Origin of the sequence: Brevundimonas sp., assembly GCF_032017145.1 — a bacterium.
In the GTDB taxonomy this organism is placed as follows: Bacteria; Pseudomonadota; Alphaproteobacteria; order Caulobacterales; family Caulobacteraceae; genus Brevundimonas.
In genome coordinates, this window is record NZ_DALZQC010000176.1 from 1 (window position 1) to 3,689 (window position 3,689).

The following is a 3,689-nucleotide window of genomic DNA, read 5'->3' on the forward strand; positions in this document are numbered from 1 at the left end:
GGGCGTCGGCGACCGGGGCGCCGTCCACGGCGGTGATCAGGTCGCCGGCCGTCAGTTCGGCCCGAGCCGCCTCGGAGCCGGCCTGGACGCTGACGACCTGGGCGCCGCCTTCCTGATTTCGCAGGGTCGCCCCATAGGCCAGGACAGACCGGGCGCCGATCGTCACCGGCTGGTCGGACGGGGTCTCGACCCTGAGCGAGGTCGTGGCGTCGCGGCCGTCGCGCAGATAGGAGACGCTGAGGTCCGAGCCGGGCGCGGCGATGCCCACGGTGGCGTTGACCGATCCGCCGTTGGCGACCGGCCGGCCCTGCAGGCGGGTGATGACGTCGTTGTGGCGCAGACCCGCGCGCTCGGCCGGGGAACCGGGGGCCACATCGGCGACGACCGCGCCGCGCACGATGCCCAGATGCAGTTCGCGCGCCCGTTCGGCGTTCAAGGAGCCGAAGATGGCGCCGGTCTGCCCGCGCTTGACCTCGCCGTTCTTCTTCAGCTGGTCGGCGACATACAGCATGATCCGCGTCGGCACGGCGAAGGCGATGCCGTCGTTGCCACCGCCCAGGCCGCCCGACAGGATGGAGGTGTTGATGCCGATCAACCGGCCCCGGCTGTCCAGCAACGGCCCGCCGGAGTTGCCCGAGTTCACGGCCGCGTCGGTCTGGATATAGTCCTCGACCGCATCGCCCAGGCCCGAGCGGTTCAGGCCCGAGATCACGCCCATGGTCAGGGTCTGGTCCAGACCCAGCGGATAGCCGACCGCGAAGGCCAGGTCGCCGGTCCTCAGAGTGTCGGAATCCACCGTCTGGACCTGTTTCAGGTTCAGCGGACGACCGTCGGGGGTGATGCGCAGCACGGCGATGTCGGTGGCCTTGTCCGCCCCGACCAGCACCGCGTCGAACAGGCGGCCGTCGGTCAGGTCCACGGTGAACTTTCGCCCGCCCTCGACCACATGGTTGTTGGTGATGACCAGTCCCTCGGCCGCATCGACGATGACGCCCGAGCCGGAGGCGTAGGGTTTGGGGTCGGTCGAATCCGAGCTGGGGCCGCGCGACTGGCCCAGCGTGGTGACCTGCACCACCGCCGGCAGCGAGCCCTCCAGCCCCGAGGAGAAGCTGAACACCCCGCGCCGCGCGTCATAGGGCAGACCGGCGGCGGCCGCGCGCGTGTCGGCCTGAGCGGCGGGGCGCGCCAGGACGGGCGTCGTGGCGGCCGCCAGGGCCAGGGCGAGGGCGGCGGAGGAGACGGCCTTGGAGCGGATCGGCATGAGCATTCCCTTGATCGAACCCCGACCCTAGCGGGAGTTTTCGCCCCTGACGATGGGTTCGTTGGGGGTGGGCGGGACTTGCTTTTGCAGCCTTCCGGCGTGACCATGCGGCGGACGCCAAACCAGGAACCCGCCATGAGCCACACGACGATGGACCGCCGCCGCCCCGCCGCGACCCCGTTCGCCCGGCTGTTCCTCGACCATCCGCGCGAGGTGGGCGAAACCTATTTCGAGCATATGGCCGCCTCCGCCGGCTTCGGTTTCAAACTGATGGGCCTGGCCGGCGCCGCCTTAATCCACGCCGTGGCGCCGGGGTTCCACAAGACCACGGTTTCCACCGCCATTCGCGGCATGGCGCGCGACATGGGCGGCCGGGCCGAAGAGGCGAAAGAGACCCGGATGCGCGACGCCGGCGTCTGGGACGTGGGCCTCTAGGGCGCTCGAATCCGCCCCGGCCATGCAATCGCCGGGATCCGTGCTATATAGGCCGGCTCAACCTCACGCAGGATCGCCGCCTTGAGCATCACGCTCGATCTTTCGCGCGTCTCTACCGCGCCCGCCGTCAAGGCGCCCGTCAACCTCAGCGGCCTGACGCGCGCGGGCCTGCGCCAGGCCCTGATCGACGCCGGCGTCTGTCCGCCAGAAAAGGCCAAGATGCGCGCCAGCCAGGTGTGGAGCTGGATACATCACTATGGCGTGACGGATTTCGCGGCCATGTCGAACGTGGCCAAGGACATGCAGGCCAAACTGGCCGAGCATTTCACCCTGGCCCGCCCGGAGGTGGTCGAGCGCCAGGTGTCCAAGGACGGCACGCGCAAATGGCTGATCCGCACCGCGCCGGGCATCGAGATCGAGACGGTCTACATCCCCGACGTGGGCCGGGCGGGGGCGCTGTGCGTGTCCAGCCAGGTCGGCTGCACCCTGAACTGCACCTTCTGCCACACCGGCACCCAGAAACTGGTCCGCAACCTGACCGCCGCCGAGATCGTGGCCCAGGTCCAGGTGGCGCGCGACGACCTGGGCGAATGGCCCTCGCCCAAGGAAGACCGCCGGCTGTCGAACATCGTCTTCATGGGCATGGGCGAGCCGCTCTACAATCTGGACAACGTTTCCGACGCGATCGACATCATCTCGGACAATGAGGGCATCGCCCTGTCGCGCCGCCGGATCACGGTCTCGACCTCGGGGGTGGTGCCGCAGCTGCAGGCGCTGGGCGAGCGCACGGCGGCCATGCTGGCCATCAGCCTGCACGCCACCAACGACCCGTTGCGCGACGTGCTGGTGCCGCTGAACAAGAAATATCCGCTGGACCAGTTGATGGCGGCCATCCGGGCCTATCCGGGCCTGTCCAATGCGCGGCGGGTCACCTTCGAATACGTCATGCTGAAGGGCGTCAACGACAGCCCCGAGGAGGCGCGCGCTCTGTTGAAGCTGATCGAGGGCATCCCGGCCAAGATCAATCTGATCCCGTTCAACCCCTGGCCGGGCGTCGACTATGAATGCTCGGATTGGAAGACGATCGAGCGCTTCGCCGCCATCCTGAACAAGGCCGGTTACGCCAGCCCGATCCGCACCCCGCGCGGGCGCGACATCCTGGCCGCCTGCGGCCAGCTGAAGTCCGAAAGCGAAAAGGTCCGCGCCTCGGCGCTCAGGAAGGCCGAACCGGCGGCGGGAGCCGAAGCGGCCTGACCGACCGTCTCCTCCCCGCCTGCGGGGAGGACCGCGTAGCGTTGGAGGGGCTGTTGAAGGCCCATTGGCGCTAGGTTCAATCGACATTCAGCGGGTGGAAATCTCAGATCGTCATTCCGGGGCTGAGCGAAGCGAAGAACCCGGAACCCAGGACTGCGGCGACGTTGCTGGACGTAGTCGGCGCCCGGATAGCGAGCTTCCTGGGTTCCGGGTTCGTCCTATGGACGCCCCGGAATGACGATTTGGGGCTGAATGTCGATTGGCCCTAGTCTTGAGGCGTAAGGCCATCCGTCACGACGCCAAAAGGCGTCGCGCCACCTCCCCATGAGGTGGGGAGCAGGCGGTGTTTCAGAACTCCGAGATCGCGCCCGGACGACGCGAGCGGGTCTTCAGCCACATGACGCCCAAGAGGTCCGAAACCGACGCCCGCAGCCGGCCCCAGTTGGTGTATTTGGATCGGCCGGTCTCGCGATGGCGGTGGTCCACGTCGAGATACTGGTTCTTGAACCCCTCGCGGATCATCAGCGCCGGCAGATAGCGGTGGATGTGATCGAAATAGGGCAGGCGCAGGAAGACGTCGCGACGAAACGCCTTCAGGCCGCAGCCCGTGTCGTCGGCGTCGTCGCCCAGCAGTTTGCGGCGGATGCGGTTGGCCCAGATCGAGGCCTGACGCTTGGCCTGGGTGTCCTGACGCTTGGCGCGGCGCCCGCCGACCAGGCCGACGTCGGCGGGCGCCGCG

General features: G+C 68.4%; 3 protein-coding genes and 1 pseudogene. 2 read left to right on the forward strand and 2 right to left on the reverse strand.

Going from position 1 to position 3,689, the window contains the following annotated elements; translation table 11 throughout:
- Positions 1 to 1,261, reverse strand: a 1,261-nt coding sequence (locus RTU05_RS17360; protein ID WP_312599560.1) for a trypsin-like peptidase domain-containing protein, incomplete at its 3' end; no start/stop codon positions are given.
- 135 nt (positions 1,262 to 1,396) lie between these two features.
- On the opposite strand from RTU05_RS17360, the gene RTU05_RS17365 reads away from it, so the two are divergent.
- Complete coding sequence (locus RTU05_RS17365) at positions 1,397 to 1,696, forward strand: DUF6356 family protein (RefSeq protein ID WP_312599561.1); 300 nt, start codon at positions 1,397 to 1,399, stop codon at positions 1,694 to 1,696.
- Positions 1,697 to 1,777: 81 nt separating this feature from the next.
- Positions 1,778 to 2,950, forward strand: coding sequence for a 23S rRNA (adenine(2503)-C(2))-methyltransferase RlmN (gene rlmN, locus RTU05_RS17370; RefSeq protein WP_312599562.1), 1,173 nt, complete (start codon positions 1,778 to 1,780; stop codon positions 2,948 to 2,950).
- Positions 2,951 to 3,298: 348 nt separating this feature from the next.
- Here rlmN and RTU05_RS17375 read toward each other — a convergent pair.
- Positions 3,299 to 3,689: pseudogene (locus tag RTU05_RS17375) on the reverse strand (dolichol-phosphate mannosyltransferase); the annotation flags it as partial.

What these genes read in the sequence shown, in the direction of transcription:
- RTU05_RS17365 (WP_312599561.1), top strand. Translation starts at nt 1,397, where the DNA reads ATGAGCCACACGACGATGGACCGCCGCCGCCCCGCCGCGACCCCGTTC.